Genomic DNA, 24,477 nt, shown 5'->3' with positions numbered 1-24,477 from the left:
CACGTGGCCAGCAGACCCGTCGCAGAACAGCAACTGCGCGACCTCGCGCAGCTACGCCGTGTCCGGGACCGGATCGACCGGGAGTACGCGCAGCCTTTGGACGTCGAGGCACTCGCACGCGGGGTGAACATGTCCGCCGGGCATCTCAGCCGCCAGTTCAAGCGCGCGTACGGCGAACCGCCCTACGCGTACCTCATGACCCGGCGGATCGAACGCGCGATGGCGCTCCTGCGCCGCGGCGACCTGAGCGTCACCGAGGTGTGCTTCGAGGTCGGCTGCTCGTCGCTGGGCACCTTCAGCACCCGCTTCACCGAACTCGTCGGGGTCCCACCCAGCGTGTATCGCGACCAGGTGCGCCCGGACGCGGAGATGCCGTCGTGCGTCGCCAAACACGTCACCAGACCGATCAGAAATCGAGAAGCGCAGACCTCACGCCCCGCCTAGCGTGATCGTCATGAACATCACCATTCACTCCGCCTTCCTCCCGCACACCGACCGCGACGCCACCCTCGGCTTCTACCGCGATCTCCTCGGCTTCGAGGTCCGCAAGGAGGTGGGCTACAACGACATGTACTGGATCACCGTCGGCCACCCGGACCAGCCCGGCACCTCGCTGGTCATGCACCCGCCGGCCGCCGACCCCGGCATCACCGACGACGAGCGCCGCACCATCACCGAGATGATGGCCAAGGGAACGTACGCGATCCTCACCCTCGCCACCCCCGACCTCGACGGCACCTTCGAGAAGCTCGCCGCCGGCGGCGCGGAGATCGTCCAGGAACCGATCGAGCAGCCCTACGGCATCCGCGACTTCGCCGTCCGGGACCCGGCAGGCAACCTGCTCCGCATCAACGAGGTGAACTGACATGACCACCATCACCTCCCTGACCCTCGACGTCCCGGACGTCTCGGCCGCGAAGGCCTTCTACGCCGAACTCCGCGTCGACGCGTACATCGACGTCCGCGCCGCGCAGGACCCGACCACCGGATTCCGGGGTTACACCCTCTCTCTCGTCGTATCCCAGCCGAACAACGTCGACGCGATCGTCGATGCCGCCCTCCGCGCCGGCGCCACCACCCTGAAGCCGGTCAAGAAGAGCCTCTGGGGATACGGCGGCGTCGTGCAGGCACCGGACGGCGCGATCTGGAAGGTCGCGACGTCGTCCAAGAAGAACACCGGGCCCGCCGAACGCCGGTTCGACGACATCGTCCTGCTGCTCGGCGTCGACGACGTCAAGGCGACCAAGCAGTTCTACGTCGACCACGGATTCGAGGTGGCGAAAAGCTACGGACGCAAATACGTCGAGTTCACCGCCGAACCGAAGAACGTCAAGCTCGCGCTGTACGGGCGCCGCGCCCTCGCGAAGGACGCCGGCGTCCCCGAGGACGGCACCGGAGCGCACGGGATCGTCATCGACACCGACGGCGCGGGCTTCACCGACCCGGACGGGTTCGCGTGGCAGACCGCGGCGCGATGACGTCGCATTCCGGTAGACATGGAGGCCGCACACCACACAGGGAGGCAGGACCAGCATGACCACGAGGACGGGCACGCAGTCACCGACGGAGCACACCGCCGACAGCCACGACCTGATCCGCGTGCACGGTGCGCGGGAGAACAACCTCAAGAACGTCAGCGTCGAACTGCCCAAGCGTCGGCTGACGGTGTTCACCGGTGTGTCCGGCTCCGGTAAGAGCTCACTGGTCTTCGCGACCATCGCAGCCGAGTCGCAGCGGATGATCAACGAGACCTACAGCGCGTTCGTGCAGGGCTTCATGCCCACCCTCGCCCGACCGGACGTCGACGTCCTCGAGGGCCTGACGACCGCGATCATCGTCGACCAGGAACGGATGGGCGCCAACCCGCGCTCCACCGTCGGCACCGCCACCGACGCCAACGCGATGCTGCGGATCCTGTTCAGCCGGATGGGTCGGCCCCACATCGGCTCACAGCAGGCGTTCTCGTTCAACGTCGCCTCCGTCAGCGGCGCCGGCGCCATCACCGTGGAAAAGGCCGGACGCACCGTCAAGGAACGACGCAGCTTCTCCGTCACCGGCGGCATGTGCCCGCGCTGCGAGGGCATGGGCAAGGTCTCCGACTTCGATCTGACCGCGCTCTACGACGACAGCAAGTCCCTCGAGGAGGGCGCGCTGACGATCCCCGGCTACAGCATGGACGGCTGGTACGGCCGCATCTTCCGCGGCTGCGGCTTCTTCGACCCCGACAAGCCGATCGCCAAGTTCACCAAGAAGCAGCTGAACGACCTCCTCTACAAGGAGCCCACCAAGGTCAAGGTCGACGGCGTCAACGTCACCTACGAGGGCCTGATCCCGAAGATCCAGAAGTCGTTCCTGTCCAAGGACCGGGAGGCGATGCAGCCGCACATCCGGGCATTCGTCGACCGCGCCATCACCTTCCAGACCTGTCCCGACTGCGAGGGCACTCGCCTGAGCGCGGAGGCACGGTCGTCGAAGATCAACGGACTCAGCATCGCCGACATCTGCGCCATGCAGATCAGCGATCTCGCCGAATGGGTGCGCGGGCTCGACGAGCCGTCGATGACGCCGCTGCTGAAGTCGCTGAGGGAGACGCTCGACTCGTTCGTCGAGATCGGACTCGGCTACCTCAGCCTCGACCGCCCCGCGGGCACGCTGTCCGGCGGAGAGGCTCAGCGCACCAAGCTGATCCGCCACCTCGGTTCGTCGCTCACCGACGTCACCTACGTGTTCGACGAACCCACCATCGGCCTGCACCCGCACGACATCGCGCGGATGAACGACCTGCTGCTGCAGCTGCGGGACAAGGGCAACACCGTCCTGGTCGTCGAGCACAAGCCCGAGGCCATCGCGATCGCCGACCACGTCGTCGACCTCGGCCCGCACGCCGGCACCGACGGCGGCGAAATCGTCTTCGAGGGCACCGTCGACGAACTCCGCACGTCCGGCACCCTCACCGGCAAGCACCTCGACGACCGCGCGTCGGTCAAGCCGTCGGTGCGGACGGCGTCCGGTGTCCTCGAGGTGCGCGGCGCCGGCACCCACAACCTGCAGGACGTCGACGTCGACGTCCCGCTCGGCGTCCTCACCGTGGTGACCGGTGTCGCCGGATCCGGCAAGAGCTCCCTGATCGGCGGCTCGGTCGTGGGCCGGGACGGTGTGGTGTCGATCGACCAGGGCGCGATCAAGGGTTCGCGCCGCAGCAACCCGGCCACCTACACCGGCCTGCTCGAGCCGATCCGCAAGGCATTCGCGAAGACCAACGGCGTCAAGCCCGGCCTGTTCAGCGCCAACTCCGAAGGTGCCTGCCCCAACTGCAACGGCGCCGGCGTCGTGTACTCGGACCTGGCGATGATGGCGGGTGTGTCCACGCCGTGCGAGGTGTGCGAGGGCAAGCGGTTCCAGGCCGAGGTGCTGGACTACAAGTTCGGCGGCAAGGACATCAGCGAGGTCCTCATGATGTCGGTGGCCCAGGCCGAGGAGTTCTTCGGCTCGGGTGACGCGAAACTGCCCGCCGCCCACAAGATCCTGGCCCGCCTCGCCGACGTCGGACTCGGCTACATCAAGATCGGCCAGCCGCTCACCACGCTGTCCGGCGGCGAGCGTCAGCGTCTCAAGCTCGCGACGCACATGGGGGAGAAGGGCGACGTCTACGTCCTCGACGAGCCCACCACCGGCCTGCACCTCGCCGACGTCGAGAACCTGCTCGGCCTGCTCGACCGCCTCGTCGACTCCGGCAAGTCCGTCATCGTCATCGAGCACCACCAGGCCGTGATGGCGCACGCCGACTGGATCATCGACCTCGGTCCGGGCGCGGGCCACGACGGCGGACGGATCGTCTTCGAGGGCACGCCCGCGGACCTGATCGCCGACCGTTCCACGCTCACCGGCCAGCACCTCGCGGAGTACGTCGGCGGGTGACCGACAACGGCCTACCTATCAATACGTCACCGTGACGTATTGATAGGTAGGCGCCGGACGGCGGGAGAGCGCCGCAGTGGTCGATTCGGCCCAGCGGCCGGGCGCCGACGGCACTCGAGCCCGGAGCGGCCGGCCATGCAGACCGGAATGGCCGCGGGCCGGATCGACCGTCCGGCGGAGTTCATGGGGTCCGGACGCCGCAGCCCACACGCGGTGTCGCCGCAGACCTCGAGTCGCTGCAGACGCCGCGCCGACGCGGCCGACGACTCATCCGGGTTCCGTGCGACGGCATGCGGCGCGACGACGACGCACAGTCGGCACGGGCACGGTGATGACCAAACGGACGTATCCAGGCCCGGACGGCACATCCGAACGGCGTTATCGCAGTTCACCGTTTCGCCGATAATCCACATTATGTCAAGTAATCGAGATCCGGGGGTACCCCACGGGAGCCGGGCGGTTCCTTCCCGACGTCCAGTACGCGCACCACACCCACTCGACCCGACACCGGGCCCCGCGCGGATCCCGACTTCCCGCGGGCACGATTGCGCGGGCTGGACGTCGATCTGCGCGCGGCAGCCCCACCCACCGCGGTCCGGCACCTCCTGCCGGCGGACCCGACGCCGGATGGCCACCAATGTCGGCGGTCCGAGATCCTGCGCATCCGATTCGACGGCGTCGCACCGACGTGCACGCTCCACAACGACGCCGATGGAACGGTGCCGAATGGATTGCGCGTGCACACACACGCAACATCGCACGCATTTTGCGCAGCGCGGCCGCACCGGTCGCTGTACGGTGTCGTGAGACCCGACCGCGCTGCCCTGCCGGCTCCAGCGGACGTTCACACCACCGTCATGGATAATGCCGAATATCCATGTCCGCGTGAGGGTTTCACAATTCTTGCGCAGATCCCGCAGAACGGCATCAACGCGGCAGTCCGTCATCGCGCGCAGCGGCGGGGCCCGCACCCACGCGGTTGGCGCGAGTGCGTAGCCACCTGCACAAATGCGGCAAGATACGCCCCTGATCGGCATCGAAGACTCCTCCACCGAAACCCCGGGCACTCCCCTCCCCGCCCGCCACACGCCTACGATGAACCGTGTCCGCTGTCGATCGAACGGAGGACAGTGTGAGCGCACGGACGCAGATATCGGCGCGACCCGGTCCCCTGACGTCGCCCCCGTCCGGCGAGGCGATTGCGTGACTCGCACGAGCACGCCTGCCGACGAATACGCGGACGTGGTCCGCATCCTGAGGTCGATGTCGACGCTCGACCCCGCGGATCCACGATTCGGCAAGCTTCGCGACCGCGCCGTCACTCGCTGCCTCCCGTTGGCCGAGCACGTCGCACGCCGCTTCGACGGCCGCGGCGAGGTACACGACGATCTGGTCCAGGTGGCCCGGCTGGGTCTGGTCAATGCCGTGGACCGCTTCGACACCGAGGTCGGCGCCGACTTCGTCGCCTTCGCGGTCCCGACGATGATGGGCGAGATCCGCCGGTACTTCCGGGACGCGGGCTGGGCCGTGCGGGTGCCGCGCCGGCTGCAGGAGGTCCATCAGCAGATCCACCGCTCGGCCGATGCGCTGTCGCAACAACTGGGCCGCCCACCCACGCGCCGCGAGATCGCCGACGAACTGCAGGTCGAGGAGGCGACGGTGGCCGCGGGCATCCTGGCCGGCAACGGCTACAAGGCCCTGTCGATGGACGTGGTCGGCGCCGGCAGGCAGGCGCCCTCGCTGTCCGAGACCGTCGGCGAGGACGACCTGCGGTTGCAGTCGATCGAGAATCACGAGATCCTCAGGCCCGCCCTGGCGGCACTACCTGCCCGTGAACGCCGCATCCTTGCCCTGCGGTACTACGCCGACCTCACTCAGCGGCGGATTGCCGAGGAAGTCGGACTCTCCCAGATGCACGTGTCCCGGCTACTGACCCGATCGCTCACCACACTGCGACAACAACTGCGGAGCTGACCCATTCCGTCAGACGCGGTCGACGAGTTGCTCGTGTCCGGCCATGCGCGCACAGTTCGCGCAGCAGAAGATGCGGCTCTCGTCCTCGACGCCGTGCCCGAGAATCCGGCAGCCGCAGTGTCCGCACACCGGCGCCATCGCGTGGGCGGCACACTCGAAACTGTCGAACACCCCTCGCCGGTCCCCCATCACCACCGTGAACGCCTTGTCGTAGTCGTTCCCGCACGTATCGCACGTCGCCATCACACGCCTCCCGCCCGGACCACACCGGTCGGCACCGTGCCGCCGGGGCGCCCTGCTGCACTGTCGGTCTACCCCGAACCGGAGCGAGCCATGCATCGAACATTCATCGGAGCATTCGCCGGAAACGACGGAACCCCCGCCGCGAATGATCCGCGGCGGGGGTTCCGGAAGTAGATGGTCAGGCACACGTCGGGGGGTGCGCCTGACCTCCTTCAAAGTATCCATACCGTGCGGTCAGGAAAAGCCGCTTTGGGGTGAAATCGAGGGTGAAGCCTCGCTCGCGGCCAGTATCCGTCGTGCACGAAATGTTCGCCAGCACGGGAAGTTACACGATTCTCCAGCGTTTTCCGGTGAAACGGATCAACCGGTCACCCCACCTACGGGGGCATCGGACGCGATCGAACAAGTGTCCCGGACTCCCCCGACGTCGGTGATCCTTGTCGGAGCCGGTCGATAAGCTTGGCCGAACACGCGCCCGCCCCGGGCGCCGCGCTCGACGCAGTCGCGGAAGGACATGGAGCAGGCCCACGTGAGTGACGATCGACAACGACTCGAGGCCTGGTTCGGCGAGTTCCTACTGCATCGCAGCACCGCGAAGCCGTCCCCGCACACGCTCAAGGCGTACCGCCAGGATTTCGCGGCCGTGAGCGGGTTCCTTTCCGAGCAGACCGGCGTGCCCGTCTCGGAGTTGTCGGTGGAGGTGATCACCAAGCCGTCGATGCAGCAGGCGTTCGCGTCGTTCGCCGCGACACACGAGGTCGCGTCGATCCGCCGCTGCTGGTCCACCTGGAACACGCTGTGCGACTACCTGTTCTCGATCGACGCCATCGTCGCCAACCCGATGTCCGCGGTGCTTCGACCGAAGGCGCCCAAACGGATCCCGAAGGCGTTGCCCTCGGACGCCGTCACCCGCCTGATCCGCACGTTGCAGGAGGACGACACCGACGGGGTCCGGCCCTGGGGTGAGCGGGACTTCGCGATCATCCTCACGGCCCTGCTGACGGGAATGCGGTCGTCGGAGTTGATAGCGGTGGATCTCGGCGACGTGCGCAGCGCGCCGGATCCGAGCGGCGGAACGGCGCGGGTCATCCTGGTGCGAGGCAAGGGCAGCAAGGAACGGGTGGCAACCGCGGAGCCCGCACTGGTCGCGACCCTCACCGGGTATCTGGAGTCGCGCATCGCGCGATTCCCGGAGAGCACGAAGCGCCGCGTGCCGCAGGACGCGACGCCGTGGCAGCATTTCCGCGCCACCGATCCCCTGTTCGTGGGTGCAGACGGGAATCGGATCACGCGAGGCACGTTGCAGTACCGGGTACTCCGTGCCTACCGGCGGGCCGGGATCAACGGCGAACGCGCCAAGGGCGCGCTGACGCACCAATTCCGGCACACGTTCGCCACCAACATGGCCGACGAGAACGTCAGCATCTTCACGCTCATGCGGATGCTCGGGCACGAGTCCATGAACACGACGCAGGTGTACACCGAGGGCGCTGGCACCGGTGTGCGCGAAGCAGCCGCGCGCAATCCGTTGTACCGGTTCCTCGATGGCTCCTGACCACGAACTTCACCGCCGTCGCTGCGTGCGAGAGCATCGACAAATCTGGACTTATCGGGTCGCGAAGGGCGTCGAGTAGACAACCGCGGTCGGTCATGTAGTTCCCTGCAAACGTTGACCTACCTCCTGTTTGAGACATTTGACGGCCGCGTCGGTGTTCAACGTTTCGTTCGGGGGAACGCATGTGTGCGAGCGAGTAGCACGACACATGTCGCGGCGGCGGAAAGTACAGCCATGGTGACTGGTAGTGCGTCGGCTCCGCTGACCTCCAGCAGGACCGCCCCTGCGGCACCGGCGCTGAAGATCGCGAGGTTGAACACGGTGGTCAGCATTGCATTGGCAAGATCCGCGCTTTGTCCTGCTGCGAGAGCGCTGGCTGTCTGCAGTTGTGTAGCGGAACCACCGAACGCGATGCCCCACAACACGATGGCCGCGATGACGAGTGGCAATGACAGCGGAAACAGGGAGAGTGCGAGTGCTGCGCCGAGGAACGCAGTGGTGCTGAAGATCGTTAGTTGGCGCAGGGCCTTGTCGATGAGAATGCCGGTGATCCAGATTCCGATCAGTGCCGCAGCGCCGAAGATGAACAGTGCGACGTCCGGACGCAGGGGGACCTGATTGGACTGCAAGAACGGTGCGATATACGTGTAGAGCAGGTTGTGCGCGAGCATCCACACGAACACCACCGCCAGGATCGCTGCAACTCCAGGGATCGTGAAAACCCTGAAGAAGCGCGTTCGCCCCTGCGTGTGAACTCCCGAAGCGTCGGGCACGACCGCCAGTACAGCGATAGCCGTAAGCAACGTGAGTATGGATACGGCGATGAATGTCCAGCGCCAGCCGACCGCAGCACCCAACGCGGTGCCCAGCGGTGTACCGATCGACAGCGCCACCGGCGTGCCTGTCATCGCGATCGCCAGTGCCCGTCCTGCAAGCTCCGGGGCAACGATTCGTCGGGCGTAGCCGGCAAGCATGCCCCACAGAAGCCCCGAGAACGCCCCTCCGATGAACCGCGCCGCCAACGCGACGGCGTAAGTCGGGGCGAAAGCAGTGAGTGAGTTGGCGACGAAGAACCCGAGCAAACCGATGACCAGAAGCCGCTTGCGGGGAAGTCGCTGTGTCGCCGCGATCGCCGGAATAGCAGCCAAGACGGTGCCCAGCGCGTAGGCGCTCACAAGCTGACCCGCGGCTCCTTCTGTGACGTCGAAGGCGGTGCTGAGAAGTGGGAGCAGTCCGGCGGGCAACGTTTCGGTCATGATGACGATGAACCCGGTCAACGCCATCAGGGAGAGCGCAGCGACCGGGAGACGAGGTCGCGTGTGCGGCGTCTCTGTCGCGGATTGTGTGGACAAGGCAGCTCCCAACTAGTTTTGGATTGATCACTCCAATAATGACCGTGCGTACGAACACAAGTCAAAATGGACCAATCGATCCAGAATGCGGGCACCGGCCTTCGCGTCGGGCGCCTCGATCACCCGAACGGGGCGCTCGTGGCGTGGGCAGTGAGAGCACCGCCCACGAAGATCGGCAAGCGGCGAGCATCAGGGAATGCGGTCGAGAGGAATCGAGGCGAAGGCCGAATCGACACACCACCAGGTCGGTCGTCGTTCAGCAGGTTGCGCACAATCCGCCTCGCACGGCTAACGACGCAACATCTTTCCGCCCGCAGCCACCTGCATGAGGAAGGGCGTTCGACGCGTGTTGTTCACGCTACGAGGCCTGGAGTGGCGATCCCGGCTGCGAGCGAGGGCCACGGCGAAGGGGTGTTCTGCCAATACCTCGCGCAGCGAGCAGGATTCGTCGATATCCAGACCTGGAGGGGCTGCGGATTTCGAGGTGAGCGGCTAACGGCAGACGTCCCGACGCGGGTGGCGACCGGACATTCCGTAACTCGGCGCCGTAGGCGCAAGCTACTTTGCGGGCATCCGCCACACGGCGAGAATCGCGTCCGCAGCGTTGTGCAGGTCGCGGGCCGGCACGTCGTCACACACTTGAGTGGAAACCCCGAGCAGGAAGCTGTGAATCATGGACGTGAAACCGTCGACGTCGGTGCCGTTCGCCAACTCCCCCGCCTCGACGCCGCGAACGACGCACCGCCTGATGGCAGCCCGGTCAGACGCCCGGCGTGCCGCCATCATCCGGCGTACGGCGGCTTCGCCGTCTCCCGGGGCTCGGACAGTGCCAGAGAGGGCGACGAGGCAGCCACGCGGATGGGAGGTGTCGGTCTGCATATCGATCGAACCGTGCAGCATCTGGGCGACCGCATCACGTGGGCGCAGCGTCTCGTCGGAGATGATCTCGGTGACACTGCCGGGTCCAGCGATGTAGCGCTCCGCCGCGCGTTCGAACAATCCCTGCTTGGACCCAAAGGCGCCGTACAGGCTCGCCGAGGACAGCCCGGTGGCCTCTCGCAGTTGGGTCATAGAGGTCGCGTCGTAGCCGTGTTCCCAGAACAACCACATCGCGGCATCGAGCACCTTCGGCAGGTCGAAGGCGCGGGGACGGCCAAGAGTGGGCACGACGACCTCCTTAATGGAACGATCTATCCATTATACGAGCATCGCCCCGCCGCCCAGGCAGGCTTCCAATCCTCGACCACCCGCCGTGGCGGCACCGGCAGAGTCGACCACGCGAACACCCCTCGACCACCGTCAGAACGGTCACCTCCACAGCATGCCGCCGATAGGTTGACTGCAGCACAAGCCCCCCACGAGGTAGAGAGTCAGCACGCCATGATGACGACTGAGCTAGCCGAGAAACGCGTCCTCGCCGCAATAGGCATCGGAAGGATCCTCTGGGGCGCCACGACCGCACTCGCCCCCAATTCGGTCCACAGAGCACTCGGCGTCCAATACGCAGGACCAGACCAAGGAATCTGGATCAAAGCCTTCGGAATCCGCGACATTCTCATCGGCGCCGCCGCACTACACCCAGACAACACAGTCCGGCGCGCAACACTCAGGGCAGGCATCGTCATGGATGTGTTCGACGCAGGAGTCGTAGCCGCAGCAGCCCGCCGGGGACTCCCCCGCCGAACCACAGCAATCGGCATCCTCCTCGCAGCAGGGACAGCCGCCCTCGCCACCACCGGACCCACGATCGTCAAGAAGCTGACCGACTCCACTGGACCATGAGCGACAATGCCGCGACACGACCGACGAGCGGAGACTCGGCCGGCAGCACGGAGACCGACTCCGCAGCCGCCGGTTCGGGAGTGGGCGGCCGACACGGTCGGCACGGTGCGCTGGGCGCACGCTCGACCGCATTTCCGTTCAGAGTGACGTTTGCACCGATTTCATCTGTTTTGCCTACACAAGTGTCATTTGCCTGACACACTCGTGCAGTCGGCCTCGTCGTGCCGACCGTCTAGGCATGCGTGGCGCCTGGCGAGCAGTGCTGTCCCGATCAGCGGGAGCACCACGTCGGAGAGTCTCATTCCACTGAACCCTCGCTACCTGCGCGTTTTCGCATTTGCCCAGGTTGCGACTGTTGCCTCGACCACCCATCAGTCCCACTCAGTGCACATCACTCCGATACCCCTTCAGTGACGCGCCACACTCTGTGACCTACGGAACAGCACCTGCCCACCCATGGCCGCCGGAATCCGTGTAAACGCGACGATCTCGCGGATCTTCGAATTCACGCAGCACAGCCCGGCATCGGGCGAGTCAAGAGTCTGGACAACTACTTCAGTGACAGCTACTGCAGATACCCGCGGCCCCTCCTCGGCCCCGGCTTCCACGGGGCGCGGTCGGTACAACCGGCAGCGACCGGCCTGGGTGATCATCACCGTCCTGGTGCTGGTGGAGATCATCAGCGCCTTCGAGACGTCGATGGTGTACGCCGCAATCCCGACGTTCATCCGGGAATTCCACAGCGACGCAGCCACCGTCGGCTGGGCCGTCACCGCATTCCTCCTCGTCGCCGCCGCCTCGGCCGCCGTCTGCGGCCGTCTCGGCGACATGTACGGGCGTGAGCGCGTCCTCGTCGTGCTCCTCGCCGCCGCCGCGATCGGCTCCTTCATCAGCGCGATCGGCGACAGCATCGGCAGCATCATCGTCGGCCGAGCGATCCAGGGTGTGGCGGGCGCGATCCTGCCGCTGTGCATCGGCCTGGCCCGCGAACACCTGCCGGCCAAGCAGGTTCCCGTCGCTATCTCGATCATCTCCGGTTCCGCCGTCGCCGCCGGGTCGGCGTCGCTGCTGGTGGCCGGCGTCATGCTCGACCACGCAAGCTGGCACATGATCTTCGTCGTCGCCGCCGTGTACGCGGTGCTCGCACTCCTGCTGGTGCTGTTCGTCCTGCCGTGGCGTCCGCCGACGGGAACGACGCAGAGGGTCGACTACCTCGGCACGATCGCATTCGCTCCGGCCATCGCGGCGGTGCTGCTGGGCATCAACAAGTCCGGCGCGTGGGGTTGGACCGACATCAAGACGCTGGGGCTGATCATCGGCGGTCTGGTCGTTCTGGCGCTGTGGGTGCTGTGGGAGCTTCGGGTGACCGATCCCATCGTCAATGTGCGCCTGTTCACCGACCGCAAGGTCGCGCTGACGATGGTCGCGACCCTGGCGATCGCCGTGGGCCCGATGGGTATCAGCACCATGATCATCCCGATGATCCTGCAGTCCCCCACGACCGCGCCGTTCGGTCTCGGCATCTCGGCCACCAACGCCGGATGGCTGTCGTTCATCGGCTCGATGTTCGGTTTCGTGTGCACCCCGCTCAGCGGCCGCATCTCGCGGGCCGTCGGAGCTCGGGCCTCGATGCTGCTCGGCACGGGATTGTTCACGATCGGCAGTGCGATGCTGATCATCTTCCACGACTCGGTGGCCGGCATGGTGGCGATGATCATCACGGTCTCGGTCGCTACGGCGTTCGCCTACACGGCGCTGCCGAACCTCATCGTCGAAGCCGTCCCGGAGAGCAACACGAGCGAGGCGACCGGAACCAACTCGGTGCTGCGCACCGGCGGTCAGGGCATCGGCACGTCGATCGCGACGATGCTGTTGGCATCGTCGGCGGTGTCCGCCGGCAGCGCCGCCCCGACCGTGGGTGGCCTGAACACGGTCGCGACGATGATGGTCGTCCTGGGCCTGGTGACGTTCGGCTTCACGTTGTTGATCCGCCGCGGCAGCGTCTTCAAGGACGCGTGACGCGCAGTCGGTGACAGTTCCGCGATGGGCGGTGGGAGATATCCCACCGCCCATCGTCGTGTCGGGAGGTCCACCGCGTTGGCAGGACGGTGGACCGAGCGGCGGCTACGGTGACAAGGGACAGCACGTTTCGACGAGCTTCGAGGAGCGCGGGATGAGCAACCCCTCGGCACGACCCGGACGGCACCGTGTGGTCGTCATCGGATCCGGTTTCGGCGGCCTGTTCGCCACGCAGGCGCTCAAACGCGCGGACGTGGACGTCACCCTCGTCGCCCGGACCACCCATCACCTGTTCCAGCCCCTCCTGTACCAGGTGGCGACGGGGATCCTGTCGGTCGGAGACATCGCGCCGGCGACCCGCATGGTTCTGCGCAAGCAGAAGAACGCCGAGGTGCTCCTGGGCGACGTCGAGGCGATCGACCTCGCCGCGGGCAAGGTCACGTCACGACTGCTCGACCGCGAGACGGTCACCGAGTTCGACTCCCTCATCGTCGCGGCGGGCGCCGGCCAGTCGTACTTCGGCAACGACCACTTCTCCGAATTCGCGCCCGGAATGAAGACCATCGACGACGCCCTCGAGCTGCGCGGCCGGATCCTCGGCGCGTTCGAGCAGGCCGAACTGTCCGACGATCCCGAGGAACGCGCCCGGCTCCTCACTTTCGTGGTCGTCGGCGCCGGCCCCACCGGCGTCGAGTTGGCGGGACAGATCGCCGAGCTCGCGCACCGCACGCTGGCCGGTGCGTTCCGGCGGATCGACCCCCGGGAGTCGCGCGTCATCCTGCTCGACGGCGCGCCTGCGGTCCTGCCGGTGTACGGCGGGAAGCTGAGCCGCAAGGCGGCCGAACGGCTCGAGAAGCTCGGGGTGGAGATCCACCTGAACGCGATGGTCACCGACGTCGACGTGGACGGGTTGGTCGTAAAGACCAAGGACGGCGAGGAGTCGCGGATCGAGTCGCAGTGCAAGGTGTGGTCGGCGGGCGTGCAGGCGAGCCCGCTCGGCAAGCAGCTCGGCGAACAGTCGGGCGCCGAGGTCGACCGCGCCGGCCGAGTGCACGTGAACCCGGATCTGACGCTGCCGGGCTATCCGAACGTGTTCGTGATCGGCGACATGATGTCGCTCGACAAGCTGCCCGGGCTCGCACAGGTCGCGATGCAGGGCGGCAAGTACGCGGCGAAGGAGATCCGGGCGGGACTCGACGGGGCGAAGCCGGAGGACCGTCAGCCGTTCAAGTACTTCGACAAGGGGTCGATGGCGACGATCTCCCGCTACAGCGCGGTCGCGAAGGTCGGCAAGCTCGAGATCAGCGGGTTCATCGGCTGGATCATGTGGCTCGTGATCCACCTGATGTATCTGGTGGGTTTCCGCAGCCGGCTGTCGACGGTGATCTCGTGGACGGTGAGTTTCGTCGGCCGTGGCCGCGCCCAGATGGCGTCGACGGAGCAGCAGGTGTTCGCGCGCAACGCGATCGACCTGCTGCAGGAGCAGAGTCGAGCGCGTCACGCGGCCGAATCACGCGAAGTGGGCTGAGCCCGCTCCGGTCACTTGCCGCCCAGGGCGGACGTCTCGGTGATGTTCTGCAGGCGCACCTGGCCGCGCGCGACGAGACGCTCCTGCTCGTCGGTGACGGTGACGGTCCACAGTTGCTGGGTGCGGCCACGGTGGACCGGGTTCGCCTCGGCGTAGAGCATGCCCTCGCGGGACGCGCGCAGGAAGTCGGTGTTGTTGTTGACGCCGACCACGTGCCCCTTGTCGCCGAGCCAGATGCTCGCGGCGATGCTGGCGACGGATTCGATCACCGCGCAGTGCACGCCGCCGTGCATGATCCCCCACGGCTGGAACAGCGCCGGGGTCACCTTCCACTGCGCGCGGACGCGGTCCGCGGTCAACTCGGTGAACTCGAGCCCGAGGGCCTCGCCGAAGCCCTTGTTGAGGAAGGCATTGACCTCAGCAGGATCCGTCCCGTCGCCCAGCACCAGTGCCCGCTCTGCATCGCTCGCCATGACCTGCTCCATCGCTTCTCGCGGACGCTCCGACACCGGGTGTGGACGTGACCGCCGATCGAATATGTACCTCGTCATAGTGATCCACCCGCGTGGGCGGTGCACAGGCGACCCACCGGAGTACGAGTAATGCCAGTCCGCGAAGGGCCGTCAGGAGAAAGAACCGGCGGGTTCCGCACGTGTGCGCGGAACCCGCCGTGGAATGGACCGGGAGTCACTGCAGCCCTCAGGACTCCGGCGCGGTCCGACGTATAGACCCAACCATAGGGAAGGCTGCCCTAATTCGTCAACCCCTTCAGCATGCCATCGCCAGCGCCGTCCGCGTGCGGACCGGAATGCCGGCGGCCTCGAAGGCGTCGAGCAACCCCTGGCCGCGGCTTGCCGCCACCGCAGCCGACATGCCCGTCGCCAGCGGAATCCGCGTCACCGCACTCAACACCGCGTCGGCGACCAGCATCCCGAATCGCGCGGAGTCGACGGGAGCGCAGAGGTCGAGCGCGTGGCGCACCGCGGTGAGCGAGGTCGCGCACCGGTGTGCGGTCCACACATGCAGGGCACGCTCGCACGGCAGCGTCACGACCCCGCGCGAATACGCGAGTTCGTCCTCGGGCAGCACTCGAAGCGTGGCGTCGACGACCCCGGCCCAGTCGATGCCGTTGTCGCTGTCCATGTGGATCCACAGGTTGTCGACGCCGGGATCCCACGCCCTGCCCTCGGTCACGACCAGCGCGGCCACCCGGCCCACGATTGCGTGCACCAGCGCTGCGGCCACCTGCATGACGGCGGCGTTCGGCGAGTGCAGATCCTCGAACAGTCGCGCGTACATGCGATCCACCCGATCCGCCGGCATCTCGTCGGAGCCCGCGACACAGGATGCGATCGGCCACCAGCGCCGCTTGCCCTGATGAGCCATCGTCGCAACCGCGTAGACCCGGGGGTAGTCCGGCGAAATCTCCCGCAGGCGGCAACACGAGGCGTCGAGAGCTGTCGTCTCGGAACTGAACTGGATATGCGCAGTCGCGGCCATCGTGCCTCCATCGAGAGTTCGGGTAGATCAACAGAAGCGTAGGCTACCCTTACCTTCAGCCGACCGAGGGGTCCCCGCGTGCCGCACAGCGGATACCGCCCTCGCGCGTTCGGTTAGGCTTCCGTAACCTGACGCTCGATAGCGTTACCTCTCATAGGAGCACCCTGCCCGTGTCGACGACCCGCCTCCCGGACGTGACTCCGGATGCGTCGAAGCGCCGTGTGCCCAGCGCATACGGCAAGGAAGTGATTCCGCAAGGCCCCGCGCCCCGATCCCGACGACTGCTGGCCGACCTTCTCGATCTCGGCATCGTGGCGATCCCGGTCGTCATCGGGTGGTACCTCGTCGATTCCCTGGCCGACGCCAAGGGCGGCGGCCAGGCCGACCGTGTCATCTTCGGTGGCGCCGCACTGCTCATCGCGGTGGCACTGCTGGTGTGGAACCGCGGATTCCGAGAGGGCACAGCCGGCACCACCGTCGGCAAGGGCTGGTGCGGACTGGTCACCCGGGATGCCGCGACGGGCGCACCGATCGGCGTGCGGCGGGCGCTGCGCCGGGTGCCGTGGCGCTCGTCGGGCATCGACGTGGTCCGCGAAGCCACCGCCCGGGCCGACGGGTTCACCCCGATAGCCCCGGACACGTCGCTCGCGGCGGTCCGGCGCCGACGCATCCTCGGCCTGGCCGTGCTCGGAGCTCTGCTCGTGCTCGTGCTGTTCGCGAGCGTCGCCGTCGGAGCCCGTCCGCTGTCGTTCGCCGAGGTGTTCCACGCGCTGTTCTCGTCCACCGGCAGCGAGACCGACATCATCGTCCACACGCTGCGCATTCCGCGCACGCTGCTCGGACTCGTCGTCGGCATCGCGCTCGGTGTCGCCGGCGCCCTCATCCAGGGGCACACCCGCAACCCGCTCGCCGATGCCGGTCTGCTCGGCCTCAACGCCGGTGCAGCGTTCCTCGTGGTCATCGCGATCTATGCGCTGGGACTGACCGCGCCGAGCCAGTACCTGTGGTTCGCGTTCGCCGGATCGGCGCTCGCCTCGATCACCGTGTTCGGGCTGTCGTCGATCGGCAACGGCAAGGCCAGCCCGCTGAGCCTGGCGCTCGCCGGCGCGGCCGTCGCTTTCTTCCTGCAGGCCATGACGAACGCGGTCGTGATCCTCGACCAGACCACCCTCGACGGCTACCGGTTCTGGGTTGTCGGATCGGTCGCCGGCCGCGGCTTCGACATCTTCTGGCAGGTGCTGCCGTTCCTGATCGTCGGCCTGATCATCGCGATCGCCAGCACCCCGAGCCTCAACGTGATCAGCCTCGGCGAGGACGTCGCCCGCTCGCTCGGCACCAACATCGCGATGTCCCGCACGATCGGCATCGTGGCGATCACCCTGCTGACCGGTGCGGCGACCGCCGCGTGCGGTCCGATCGCGTTCATCGGGCTGGTCGTCCCGCACGTGGCCCGCGCCATCACCGGCCCCGACTACCGCTGGCTCGTCCCCTACGCCGGCCTGCTCGGTGGCCTGATGCTGGTGATGTCCGATGTGATCGGCCGTGTCGTGATCCGCCCGGGTGAACTGCAGGTCGGCATCGTGCTGGCCGTGGTCGGCGCCCCGTTCTTCATCGCGCTGGTGCGGCGCAGGAAGCTGGCGAGCCTGTGAGCGTCCTCAACTCCCTCCCCGAATCCGCGGCGGGTGACACCGCGAAGGTGCCGTCCCGTCCGGCGCTGCGGATCGGCCCGGTCTCGCTGGTGCTGCGGCCGTTCATGATCGTCGTGAACGTGGTGCTGCTGGCGCTGCTGTTCCTGCTGGTGTGCGTCGGCATCGGCCGCGGCGACTTCCCGCTGTCGATCGCGGAGGTCACCAACGTCCTGTTCGGCGGCGGCTCCAAGGTGCAGCGGTTCATCGTGATGGACCTGCGCCTCCCCCGCGCGCTGGTCGCGGTCCTGATCGGCATCGCGCTCGGCATCTCCGGCGCCATCACCCAGTCGATCGCCCGCAACTCGCTCGCCAGCCCGGACATCCTCGGCATCACCTCGGGCGCCAGCGCGGCCGCCGTCGCGCTGATCGTGCTCGGTGGCGGCGGCTCGTTCGTGGGCCTGCTCGCGACGCTCGGCATCCCGCTGGCCGCGCTGGCCGGCGGTCTGGTCACCGCCGCGGTGATCTACCTGCTGGCGTGGCGCAACGGCGTCGAGGGCTACCGGCTGATCCTCATCGGCATCGGTATCAACGCGATGCTCATCGCCGTCACCGGGTGGCTGCTCATCTCCGCCGACATCAACGACGTCTCCCGCGCCAAGGTGTGGCTCAACGGTTCCATCAACGGTGCCGGCTGGGGTCAGGTGTGGCCGGTCGCGATCGCACTCGCGATCATCGGCGGCTGGGCGATCATCTCGACGTTCACGCTCGGTGCGCTGCGCCTGGGCGACGACAACGCCCGCTCGCTCGGCGTCCGGCAGCAGTCCGAGCAGGCCAAGCTGCTGCTCGCGTCGGTGATCCTGGCGGCCGTCGCCACCGCCGCGGCCGGTCCGGTCGGCTTCGTCGCGCTCGCCGCCCCGCAGGTCGCGATGCGCCTGGTCCGCTCCCCCGGTCCGCCGATCATCGCGTCGGCGCTCACCGGTGCCGTGCTGGTCGTCGGCAGCGACATCATCGCCCGCACCATCCTGCCCGTCGAACTGCCCGTCGGCATCGTGACGTCGGCGCTCGGCGGCCCGTTCCTCCTGTACCTGCTCGTCCGCAACAACCGGAAGGTCTCGGCATGACCAACACGGCTCACTCCGCTCCCGCGCCGCGCCTCGTCGCCGAGAACCTCACCCTCGGCTACGGCGACCGGGTGATCGTCGAGGGACTCGACGTCGAGATCCCCACCGGCGTCATCACCACCGTCATCGGCCCCAACGGCTGCGGCAAGTCGACGATGCTGCGAGCCCTCGGCCGCCTCCTCAAGCCGCGCGCCGGCACCGTCCTGCTCGACGGCAAGGCGATCACCACGATGCGGACCAAGGACGTGGCCCGCACCCTCGGCATGCTGCCGCAGGCCCCGGTCGCTCCCGAAGGGCTCACCGTCGCCGACCTCGTCGCCCGCGGCCGGCACCCGCACCAGTCGTGGATCCGGCAGTGGTCGTCCGACGACGAGACCGAGGTGGCACACGCGCTCGCGCTCACCGGCGTCGCCGATCTCGCGGACCGTCCCGTCGACCAACTCTCCGGCGGCCAGCGCCAGCGCGCCTGGATCTCGATGGCGCTCGCGCAGGGCACCGACATCCTGCTGCTCGACGAGCCCACCACCTACCTGGATCTGTCGCACTCGGTGGAGGTGCTCGATCTCGTCGACCGGATGCACGAGGAGATGGGCCGCACCGTGATCATGGTGCTGCACGACCTCAACCTCGCCGTCCGCTACAGCGACCACCTGATCGTCATGTCGGAGGGCCGGATCGTCGCGTCCGGCAGGCCGCAGGACGTCATCTCCGCCGAACTGCTCGCAGAGGTGTTCGGGCTCGAGGCCACCGTCATCGACGACCCGGTCTCGGACCGTCCGCTGATCGTCCCGATCGGCACCCGGCACGTGTACGGCGCGGTGGGCGGGCCGACGCGCGAGCGGTGACCGGCGTCAGGGCGTGACGATCGCGAAGTCCGGGTCCGGGGCGTCCACGTAGCCGATCAGTTCGGTCAGCTTCGCGGCGTCGCCCTCCACACCGATCCGGCCGGCGCCGACCATGCCCGGCACGTCCCCGCCGCCGACGACGGCCGCGATCAGGTCCGGACGGGACAGCGTCAGCCGCGCGTCGGGCTCGGATGCGTCACCGTCGAGGTCGAAGTGCACCAGCAACCCGTTGCGCAGGTGGGTGCGGTGGTCGATGCCCTCGTCGGTGATGCGCCAGTCGATGGTGATGTCGGCGTCCCACGCGCGGGGCCCGTCGATGCGGAGCGCGATCGCGTCGAACACCTGCTCCACCGACAGCGCGGCCGCGATGTCCGGCGCATCCGTCCTGGTCGGCGTGCCCACCGGCCCGTTCCGCAACTCGTACGCGCCCATCAGGAAGAAGTTCCGCCACGTCCCGTTCTCCGAGCCGAAGCCCAGCTGTTCGAACGTGTCCGCCTGCAGCGTCCGCGCCTCGGCGTGATCGGGTTCGGCGAAGATCACGTAGTTGAGCACCTGCGCGACCCAGCGGAAGTCGCCCTCCGCGTACGACTTCCGTGCCTTCGCCACGACTTCGTCGGCGCCACCCATGAACTCGACGTGCCGTTTCGCGGCGTCGACCGGCGGGTGCTCCCACAAGGTGGCCGGGTTGCCGTCGAACCAGCCCATGTAGCGCTGGTAGATGGCCTTGACGTTGTGGCTGACCGATCCGTAATAACCGTGGGTGTGCCAGGCCTGCGCCACCGCGGGCGGCAGGTCCAGGTTCTCGGCGATCTCGATACCCGTGGCGCCCTGGTTCAGCGCCCGCAGGGTCTGGTCGTGCAAGTACCCGTACAGGTCACGCTGCAGCGACAGGAATTCGGTGAGTCGCTCGGTGCCCCACGTCGGCCAGTGGTGCGAGGCGAACAGCACGTCCGAGCCCGACGCGTACCGGTTGATCGACTCGGTGAGGTACTTCGACCACACGTGCGGGTCACGCACCAGCGCACCGCGCAACGTGAGCAGGTTATGCAGTGTGTGAGTGGCGTTCTCCGCCATGCACAGCGCCCGGCGGTCCGGGAAGTAGAAGTTCATCTCCGACGGCGCCTCGGTGCCGGGCGTCATCTGGAACTCGATGCGGACCCCGTCGATCGTCTCGGTCTGCCCGGTGTGATCGACGTCCACGGTCGGGGCGATGAGCGTCGGGGTGCCGGTGGACGTGGTGGGCCCGAGGCCCGCGCCGACCGCGCCGAGCGGCCCGCGCGGCAGCGCCGCCCCGTACATGTACGCCGCCCGCCTCCCCATCGCGGTGCCCGCGTACACGTTCTCGGCCACCGCGTGCTCGACGAAGCCGACCGGCGCCAGGATCGGGCAGCGGCCCGCCGCGACGTCCTCGGCGGTGGTGATGCCCTTGACGCCGCCGAAGTGGTCGATGTGCGAGTGCGAGAAGATCACCCCGACCACCGGCCGGTCGCCGCGATGCTCGCGGTACAGCGCCAGGCCGGCGGCCGCGGTCTCCGCGGAGATCAGCGGATCGATCACGATCACCCCGGTGTCGCCCTCGACCAGGGTCATGTTCGACAGATCGAGTCCGCGGATCTGGTAGATCCCGTCGGCCACCTCGTACAGGCCCTGCATCGCGCACAGCCGCGACTGGCGCCACAGGCTCGGATGGACCGTCTCCGGGCAGTCCTCGTCGAGGAACGCGAACGAGCCGCTGTCCCAAACGACTTCACCGTCGTCGTTCTTCACGACCCCCGGCTCCAACGCGGCGACGAACCCGCGCTGCGCATCGGCGAAGTCCTGGTCCTCGTCGAACGGGAGCACTTTCAGCGCCTCCTCGTGCCGAGCCTGCACCGTCGCCGTGGCCTGTGACTGATCGGTCATGGGATCCCTTCCGCCGCACCGCTGTCTCTGGACGCAGTCGCAGCGTGACATCTCGGGCGGGGCACACGCCTCACCCGGCGCGGGTGAACGGGGAGTTCAAGCACGGACGGCCTATCGGTCGTACGACGCCGCAGCGGTCGGATTGAGTGATCTCACCAGAGTCGCTTACAGGGCGAGGCGGCCGCGTCATGTCACCGGCGAAGATCACGAACGATATACCGTGCCACTGTGCCCACACCCCTGCGCCGAACCCTCCGGTACGGGGCCCTCGCACTCGCTGCGATGCTCGCCGCCGGGGTCCTCTACGCGATGTTCATTTACCACAGCCTGAACATCTTCACTCCACCCGAGCGCCTCGAATCCCTCGGCCGCACATACCTACGCGGCAACAGCGACAGCAGCTACACCCGCGAAGAAATCCTCCAACGCTACCCACCCGGCCACCGCGTGCAATACACCCTCGAACACGTCAGCAACCTCTGGCCCCGCCACCCCGTCTACCAATTCCAGAACGACACCATCCGAGGCCAAGCCACCACCAGCGCCTACCTCAAATGGGGCAACCGCTACGTCGGCTACTCACTCTCCGGCGGGCCGTGAAACTCACACACATGGGGCCGCGCCGCGGTTCACCCACGCGCATTCCGCCCGAGCCGTAGGGTGCCTGTTATGGGGGCTTCGAGAATCTTCGTGGGGTTGGCTGCACTCGGACTGGCCGTGTCGGGGTGCGGTTCGTCGACCGAGTCCGACGAGACTGCCGCACCCGAACCGCGGCCGACCATCCCGGGGTTGGTGGAACCGACCTGTCTAGCCGGCAATCTTCTCGGGTTCTCCGGTCTGCCCCAGACCACGCCGCCCGTGCCCGAGCCGATGCCGATCCCCGACGACTTCGAGCCCGTCCGCGTCGTCACCTGCGAGGGCGCCTGGAACCGCGGGGAGACCGCGGAAGTCGTCGACCACAGCGTCTCCTTGGTCGAGGAACACCGCGAAGGCGACATGACGGCAGTCCTGGCCGGCTACCGACTGCCCTCCGAACCACCGCCGGAAGAACTGACCTGTCTGACGGACCAGCTGACACCGCCCGAGGTCTGGCTCGTCGACGAGAACGGACTCGGACTGCGAGCACCGAGGCTGCCGACCGGCGAATGCGGCGTGTTCAAGTGGGACGCCATCACCGCGATCCGCTCGCTGCCGCTCACCGAGCGGATCGTGCACCAGATCCCGCTATCGCCCATGATGGAAGCCCGGTTCAACGGCGAACCCGTCTAGGGCACCCACGCTGTGGAAGCCTTCGTACAACACGCCGGGCTGCTGTAGACGCAGCTCCTTCGATCGGAGTCTCTCGCCCGTGCTCCCGCGCCGCTACGTCACCCGCCACCGGCTCGCTGCCGCAGTTGCCGCCCCGGCAGCCGCTGTCCTGCTCGTCGGCTGCGCGGACACCCAGATCCTGGTCGACAGCAGCTTTCACCCGGTCGACACCGAGTTCACCGTCGGCACAGCGACCTTCACCACGACACTGCCCGAAGGCGCGCGCGTGATCGAACTGACCGAAGCCGAAAGCAAGACGATGGGAAGCAATGACGCGACGACCTACGTCATGTACTGGCCCGGCTACGACCTGTCCACGAATACCGTCGCCGACCTCCTGGGCGCCCGGCCAGCTACCCTGCAGCGGTTCGAGGAATGGGTGCAGTGGATGTTCAAGCCCGTGAGCTGCGAGCAGTTCAATCTGAGCCAGAGCGGTGACGACTTCGTCGATGCAACGAGCCCGCTCAACGGGCAACCCGTCACCTACCTTCGGCAGACGGACGCTCCCCCGCCGGACTACGGGATCACGAACTCCTTCTACCTGCTCAAACTCGACCAAGATCCCTGCCAGGCAGTGTGGGCGATGGCGATCTATTCGAAAGACAGCCCCTCCAACCCCCTCAAGGATCTCGGACAACGGCTCTTCGTCGACGGCGACGGCGCTGTCACCATGAACCCGTGAGGCCCCTCGGCGTCCCGTCGCGCTTCGCCGCGAGTCGACATGCAGGCCGATCACCGGGCGCGGAGGAGCCGCCTCACCCCGGATGCGCTGAAGTACAGGACCGCCCACACCATGACCAGCGGCCAGAGCGCGTACGGAACGACGATCGTGGACGCGACCGTGAGTAGCTTCCCCATTGCTTCCCGGTCGCGAACGAATGCTGCTGCACCCATGCTCATTTCCTCCCCTTGATACCGAGGGCTCCCCAGCCCCTGAATTGGAACGTAGCCCGCGGGCCGTACGGCCGTCCCGTGCTCTCTCGGTGACCGAGCCGACGCCCGGATCCACGTAGCCGAAGTGGGCGAGAAGGACCCGTGGCCGCTCGAGGAAAGCGACTTCGACGTGACACCGCCGGGTCACCCACCCAACGAAGATCGAGGCGGGACAATCGCAAAGGGACGCAGAGAAATTCACCGTGACGCGAGCCAACGCACCCAGACGTGCAGTCCCTGCCGTGCCACCTGGAGGACTGAACAACGTGCAGGGAACATGGCCGCCGTTGTGGAAGCCTGGCGGGATGAGCGAGCAGCCTCGAACAGATCCGCCTGCCGACTCCGGGACCGACACGCGTCATCGATGCATCGGGTGGCGGCCACACGACACCGCCTGGGCTACGTGGGTGGCACTACTGCCGATGCTGCTGCTCGCCGTTTCGGTACCGGCGGCGAGCCTCGACAACAGCCGCTCGCCCGTGATCGGCGACGTGCTGATCGCCTGGGTTGTCGTGGGCGTGGTGTTCGTGCCGGCGGTATTGGTGTCGCTGTCGGGCGCGGCCGCGCTGAAGCGGACGTTCCGCGTCGGGCGCTGGCTCGTGTCGCTCGGTTGTGCGGCAGCAGTGCTCTTCGTCGCCGCGCTCACCTACGGCATCGTCGGCGACGCGGTCGCGCCGGAGCGGCGGGATCCGAACAGCTGGGGCCCGGAATTCACACCTTTCGTAGCGTCCGTTGTCCTCGTCCCGTACCTTGCGATCGCCGTCCTTGACGCGTACGTGATCGTCCGGCTCTGGAAGCGACCCGTCAAGCACCAACTACACCCGTAGAGCGAGTGGCGGCGGGGTGGGTGTCGACGGTGTGCAGGTCCT

At 67.4% G+C, this 24,477-nt stretch carries 23 protein-coding genes; 16 read left to right on the top strand and 7 right to left on the bottom strand.

Going from position 1 to position 24,477, the window contains the following annotated elements; translation table 11 throughout:
* The first annotated feature begins 3 nt into the window (after positions 1 to 3).
* The 5 genes from LCL87_RS21830 (at position 4) to LCL87_RS21810 (ending at position 5,892) form a co-directional block, all read left to right on the top strand.
* Positions 4 to 444 (top strand): helix-turn-helix transcriptional regulator, encoded by a 441-nt coding sequence (locus tag LCL87_RS21830; RefSeq protein ID WP_225023537.1) that lies wholly within the window; start codon positions 4 to 6, stop codon positions 442 to 444.
* Between the two features lie 10 nt (positions 445 to 454).
* A complete protein-coding gene (locus LCL87_RS21825) occupies positions 455 to 865 on the top strand; it encodes a VOC family protein (protein ID WP_225023536.1) in 411 nt (136 codons plus the stop codon).
* Position 866: 1 nt separating this feature from the next.
* The gene (locus LCL87_RS21820) at positions 867 to 1,478 is read left to right on the top strand and encodes a VOC family protein (protein WP_225023535.1); all 612 of its coding nucleotides are present in this window, start codon (positions 867 to 869) and stop codon (positions 1,476 to 1,478) included.
* A gap of 55 nt (positions 1,479 to 1,533) precedes the next feature.
* The gene (locus LCL87_RS21815) at positions 1,534 to 3,918 is read left to right on the top strand and encodes an excinuclease ABC subunit UvrA (protein ID WP_225023534.1); all 2,385 of its coding nucleotides are present in this window, start codon (positions 1,534 to 1,536) and stop codon (positions 3,916 to 3,918) included.
* Between the two features lie 1,263 nt (positions 3,919 to 5,181).
* The gene (locus LCL87_RS21810; protein WP_225023610.1) at positions 5,182 to 5,892 is read left to right on the top strand and encodes a SigB/SigF/SigG family RNA polymerase sigma factor; all 711 of its coding nucleotides are present in this window, start codon (positions 5,182 to 5,184) and stop codon (positions 5,890 to 5,892) included.
* Between the two features lie 9 nt (positions 5,893 to 5,901).
* On the opposite strand, the gene LCL87_RS21805 is transcribed toward LCL87_RS21810, so the two are convergent.
* A complete protein-coding gene (locus LCL87_RS21805; RefSeq protein ID WP_225023533.1) occupies positions 5,902 to 6,135 on the bottom strand; it encodes a metallothionein in 234 nt (77 codons plus the stop codon).
* 514 nt (positions 6,136 to 6,649) lie between these two features.
* Between LCL87_RS21805 and LCL87_RS21800 the strand changes: the two genes are divergently transcribed.
* Positions 6,650 to 7,690, top strand: coding sequence for a tyrosine-type recombinase/integrase (locus tag LCL87_RS21800; protein ID WP_225023532.1), 1,041 nt, complete (start codon positions 6,650 to 6,652; stop codon positions 7,688 to 7,690).
* A 158-nt stretch (positions 7,691 to 7,848) separates the two neighbouring features.
* Here the strand turns inward: LCL87_RS21800 and LCL87_RS21795 are convergent, their stop codons facing one another.
* A complete protein-coding gene (locus tag LCL87_RS21795; protein WP_225023531.1) occupies positions 7,849 to 8,973 on the bottom strand; it encodes an MFS transporter in 1,125 nt (374 codons plus the stop codon).
* A 627-nt stretch (positions 8,974 to 9,600) separates the two neighbouring features.
* Positions 9,601 to 10,209, bottom strand: coding sequence for a TetR/AcrR family transcriptional regulator (locus LCL87_RS21790; protein WP_225023530.1), 609 nt, complete (start codon positions 10,207 to 10,209; stop codon positions 9,601 to 9,603).
* Between the two features lie 213 nt (positions 10,210 to 10,422).
* Between LCL87_RS21790 and LCL87_RS21785 the strand changes: the two genes are divergently transcribed.
* The 3 genes from LCL87_RS21785 (at position 10,423) to LCL87_RS21775 (ending at position 14,371) form a co-directional block, all read left to right on the top strand.
* Entirely contained in the window at positions 10,423 to 10,824 is a 402-nt protein-coding gene (locus LCL87_RS21785; RefSeq protein ID WP_225023529.1) for a hypothetical protein, read from the top strand.
* Between the two features lie 645 nt (positions 10,825 to 11,469).
* Positions 11,470 to 12,843 (top strand): MFS transporter, encoded by a 1,374-nt coding sequence (locus LCL87_RS21780; RefSeq protein WP_225023528.1) that lies wholly within the window; start codon positions 11,470 to 11,472, stop codon positions 12,841 to 12,843.
* Positions 12,844 to 12,997: 154 nt separating this feature from the next.
* Positions 12,998 to 14,371 carry an NAD(P)/FAD-dependent oxidoreductase gene (locus LCL87_RS21775; RefSeq protein WP_225023527.1) on the top strand — a complete coding sequence of 458 codons (1,374 nt, stop codon included), beginning with the start codon at positions 12,998 to 13,000 and terminating at the stop codon, positions 14,369 to 14,371.
* Positions 14,372 to 14,382: 11 nt separating this feature from the next.
* Here LCL87_RS21775 and LCL87_RS21770 read toward each other — a convergent pair whose 3' ends face one another.
* Both LCL87_RS21770 and LCL87_RS21765 read right to left on the bottom strand, forming a co-directional pair.
* Positions 14,383 to 14,844, bottom strand: coding sequence for a PaaI family thioesterase (locus LCL87_RS21770; protein ID WP_225023526.1), 462 nt, complete (start codon positions 14,842 to 14,844; stop codon positions 14,383 to 14,385).
* A 295-nt stretch (positions 14,845 to 15,139) separates the two neighbouring features.
* Positions 15,140 to 15,871 carry a hypothetical protein gene (locus tag LCL87_RS21765; protein WP_225023525.1) on the bottom strand — a complete coding sequence of 244 codons (732 nt, stop codon included), beginning with the start codon at positions 15,869 to 15,871 and terminating at the stop codon, positions 15,140 to 15,142.
* Positions 15,872 to 16,092: 221 nt separating this feature from the next.
* Here LCL87_RS21765 and LCL87_RS21760 point away from each other — a divergent pair, with 221 nt between their 5' ends.
* From LCL87_RS21760 to LCL87_RS21750, 3 genes are all read left to right on the top strand, one after another.
* On the top strand, positions 16,093 to 17,520 hold the full coding sequence (locus tag LCL87_RS21760; RefSeq protein ID WP_225023609.1) for an iron ABC transporter permease: 1,428 nt from the start codon (positions 16,093 to 16,095) through the stop codon (positions 17,518 to 17,520).
* A 104-nt stretch (positions 17,521 to 17,624) separates the two neighbouring features.
* Positions 17,625 to 18,620: an iron chelate uptake ABC transporter family permease subunit gene (locus LCL87_RS21755; protein WP_225023608.1), complete on the top strand. Its 996-nt coding sequence runs from the start codon at positions 17,625 to 17,627 to the stop codon at positions 18,618 to 18,620.
* Positions 18,617 to 19,465 (top strand): ABC transporter ATP-binding protein, encoded by an 849-nt coding sequence (locus tag LCL87_RS21750; protein ID WP_225023524.1) that lies wholly within the window; start codon positions 18,617 to 18,619, stop codon positions 19,463 to 19,465. Before LCL87_RS21755 ends, LCL87_RS21750 begins: the two co-directional genes overlap by 4 nt.
* Positions 19,466 to 19,471: 6 nt before the next feature.
* On the opposite strand, the gene LCL87_RS21745 is transcribed toward LCL87_RS21750, so the two are convergent.
* A complete protein-coding gene (locus LCL87_RS21745) occupies positions 19,472 to 21,367 on the bottom strand; it encodes an alkyl sulfatase dimerization domain-containing protein (protein WP_225023523.1) in 1,896 nt (631 codons plus the stop codon).
* A gap of 228 nt (positions 21,368 to 21,595) precedes the next feature.
* Between LCL87_RS21745 and LCL87_RS21740 the strand changes: the two genes are divergently transcribed.
* The 3 genes from LCL87_RS21740 (at position 21,596) to LCL87_RS21730 (ending at position 23,357) form a co-directional block, all read left to right on the top strand.
* Positions 21,596 to 21,967: a hypothetical protein gene (locus LCL87_RS21740; protein WP_225023522.1), complete on the top strand. Its 372-nt coding sequence runs from the start codon at positions 21,596 to 21,598 to the stop codon at positions 21,965 to 21,967.
* Between the two features lie 69 nt (positions 21,968 to 22,036).
* The gene (locus LCL87_RS21735; protein WP_225023521.1) at positions 22,037 to 22,636 is read left to right on the top strand and encodes a hypothetical protein; all 600 of its coding nucleotides are present in this window, start codon (positions 22,037 to 22,039) and stop codon (positions 22,634 to 22,636) included.
* Between the two features lie 79 nt (positions 22,637 to 22,715).
* Positions 22,716 to 23,357: a hypothetical protein gene (locus LCL87_RS21730; protein WP_225023520.1), complete on the top strand. Its 642-nt coding sequence runs from the start codon at positions 22,716 to 22,718 to the stop codon at positions 23,355 to 23,357.
* A gap of 50 nt (positions 23,358 to 23,407) precedes the next feature.
* Here LCL87_RS21730 and LCL87_RS21725 read toward each other — a convergent pair whose 3' ends face one another.
* Positions 23,408 to 23,569, bottom strand: a complete 162-nt coding sequence (locus LCL87_RS21725; protein ID WP_225023519.1) for a hypothetical protein — start codon at positions 23,567 to 23,569, stop codon at positions 23,408 to 23,410.
* 461 nt (positions 23,570 to 24,030) lie between these two features.
* Between LCL87_RS21725 and LCL87_RS21720 the strand changes: the two genes are divergently transcribed.
* The gene (locus tag LCL87_RS21720; RefSeq protein ID WP_225023518.1) at positions 24,031 to 24,435 is read left to right on the top strand and encodes a hypothetical protein; all 405 of its coding nucleotides are present in this window, start codon (positions 24,031 to 24,033) and stop codon (positions 24,433 to 24,435) included.
* The last annotated feature ends 42 nt before the right edge of the window (positions 24,436 to 24,477 follow it).

It is taken from the genome of Prescottella equi (assembly GCF_020171745.1).
In the GTDB taxonomy this organism is placed as follows: Bacteria; Actinomycetota; Actinomycetes; order Mycobacteriales; family Mycobacteriaceae; genus Prescottella; species Prescottella equi_A.
The sequence above is the reverse complement of the archived record's forward strand: the minus strand, read 5'-3'. Positions and strand labels throughout refer to the sequence as shown.

Coding starts and splice junctions, on each gene's coding strand:
- LCL87_RS21825 (WP_225023536.1), top strand. CDS start 455: ATGAACATCACCATTCACTCCGCCTTCCTCCCGCACACCGACCGCGAC.
- LCL87_RS21820 (WP_225023535.1), top strand. CDS start 867: ATGACCACCATCACCTCCCTGACCCTCGACGTCCCGGACGTCTCGGCC.
- LCL87_RS21815 (WP_225023534.1), top strand. CDS start 1,534: ATGACCACGAGGACGGGCACGCAGTCACCGACGGAGCACACCGCCGAC.
- LCL87_RS21810 (WP_225023610.1), top strand. CDS start 5,182: ATGTCGACGCTCGACCCCGCGGATCCACGATTCGGCAAGCTTCGCGAC.
- LCL87_RS21805 (WP_225023533.1), bottom strand. CDS start 6,135: ATGGCGACGTGCGATACGTGCGGGAACGACTACGACAAGGCGTTCACG.
- LCL87_RS21800 (WP_225023532.1), top strand. CDS start 6,650: ATGGAGCAGGCCCACGTGAGTGACGATCGACAACGACTCGAGGCCTGG.
- LCL87_RS21795 (WP_225023531.1), bottom strand. CDS start 8,973: ATGGCGTTGACCGGGTTCATCGTCATCATGACCGAAACGTTGCCCGCC.
- LCL87_RS21785 (WP_225023529.1), top strand. CDS start 10,423: ATGATGACGACTGAGCTAGCCGAGAAACGCGTCCTCGCCGCAATAGGC.
- LCL87_RS21775 (WP_225023527.1), top strand. CDS start 12,998: ATGAGCAACCCCTCGGCACGACCCGGACGGCACCGTGTGGTCGTCATC.
- LCL87_RS21770 (WP_225023526.1), bottom strand. CDS start 14,844: ATGGCGAGCGATGCAGAGCGGGCACTGGTGCTGGGCGACGGGACGGAT.
- LCL87_RS21765 (WP_225023525.1), bottom strand. CDS start 15,871: ATGGCCGCGACTGCGCATATCCAGTTCAGTTCCGAGACGACAGCTCTC.
- LCL87_RS21755 (WP_225023608.1), top strand. CDS start 17,625: ATGATCGTCGTGAACGTGGTGCTGCTGGCGCTGCTGTTCCTGCTGGTG.
- LCL87_RS21750 (WP_225023524.1), top strand. CDS start 18,617: ATGACCAACACGGCTCACTCCGCTCCCGCGCCGCGCCTCGTCGCCGAG.
- LCL87_RS21745 (WP_225023523.1), bottom strand. CDS start 21,367: ATGACCGATCAGTCACAGGCCACGGCGACGGTGCAGGCTCGGCACGAG.
- LCL87_RS21735 (WP_225023521.1), top strand. CDS start 22,037: ATGGGGGCTTCGAGAATCTTCGTGGGGTTGGCTGCACTCGGACTGGCC.
- LCL87_RS21725 (WP_225023519.1), bottom strand. CDS start 23,569: ATGGGTGCAGCAGCATTCGTTCGCGACCGGGAAGCAATGGGGAAGCTA.
- LCL87_RS21720 (WP_225023518.1), top strand. CDS start 24,031: ATGCTGCTGCTCGCCGTTTCGGTACCGGCGGCGAGCCTCGACAACAGC.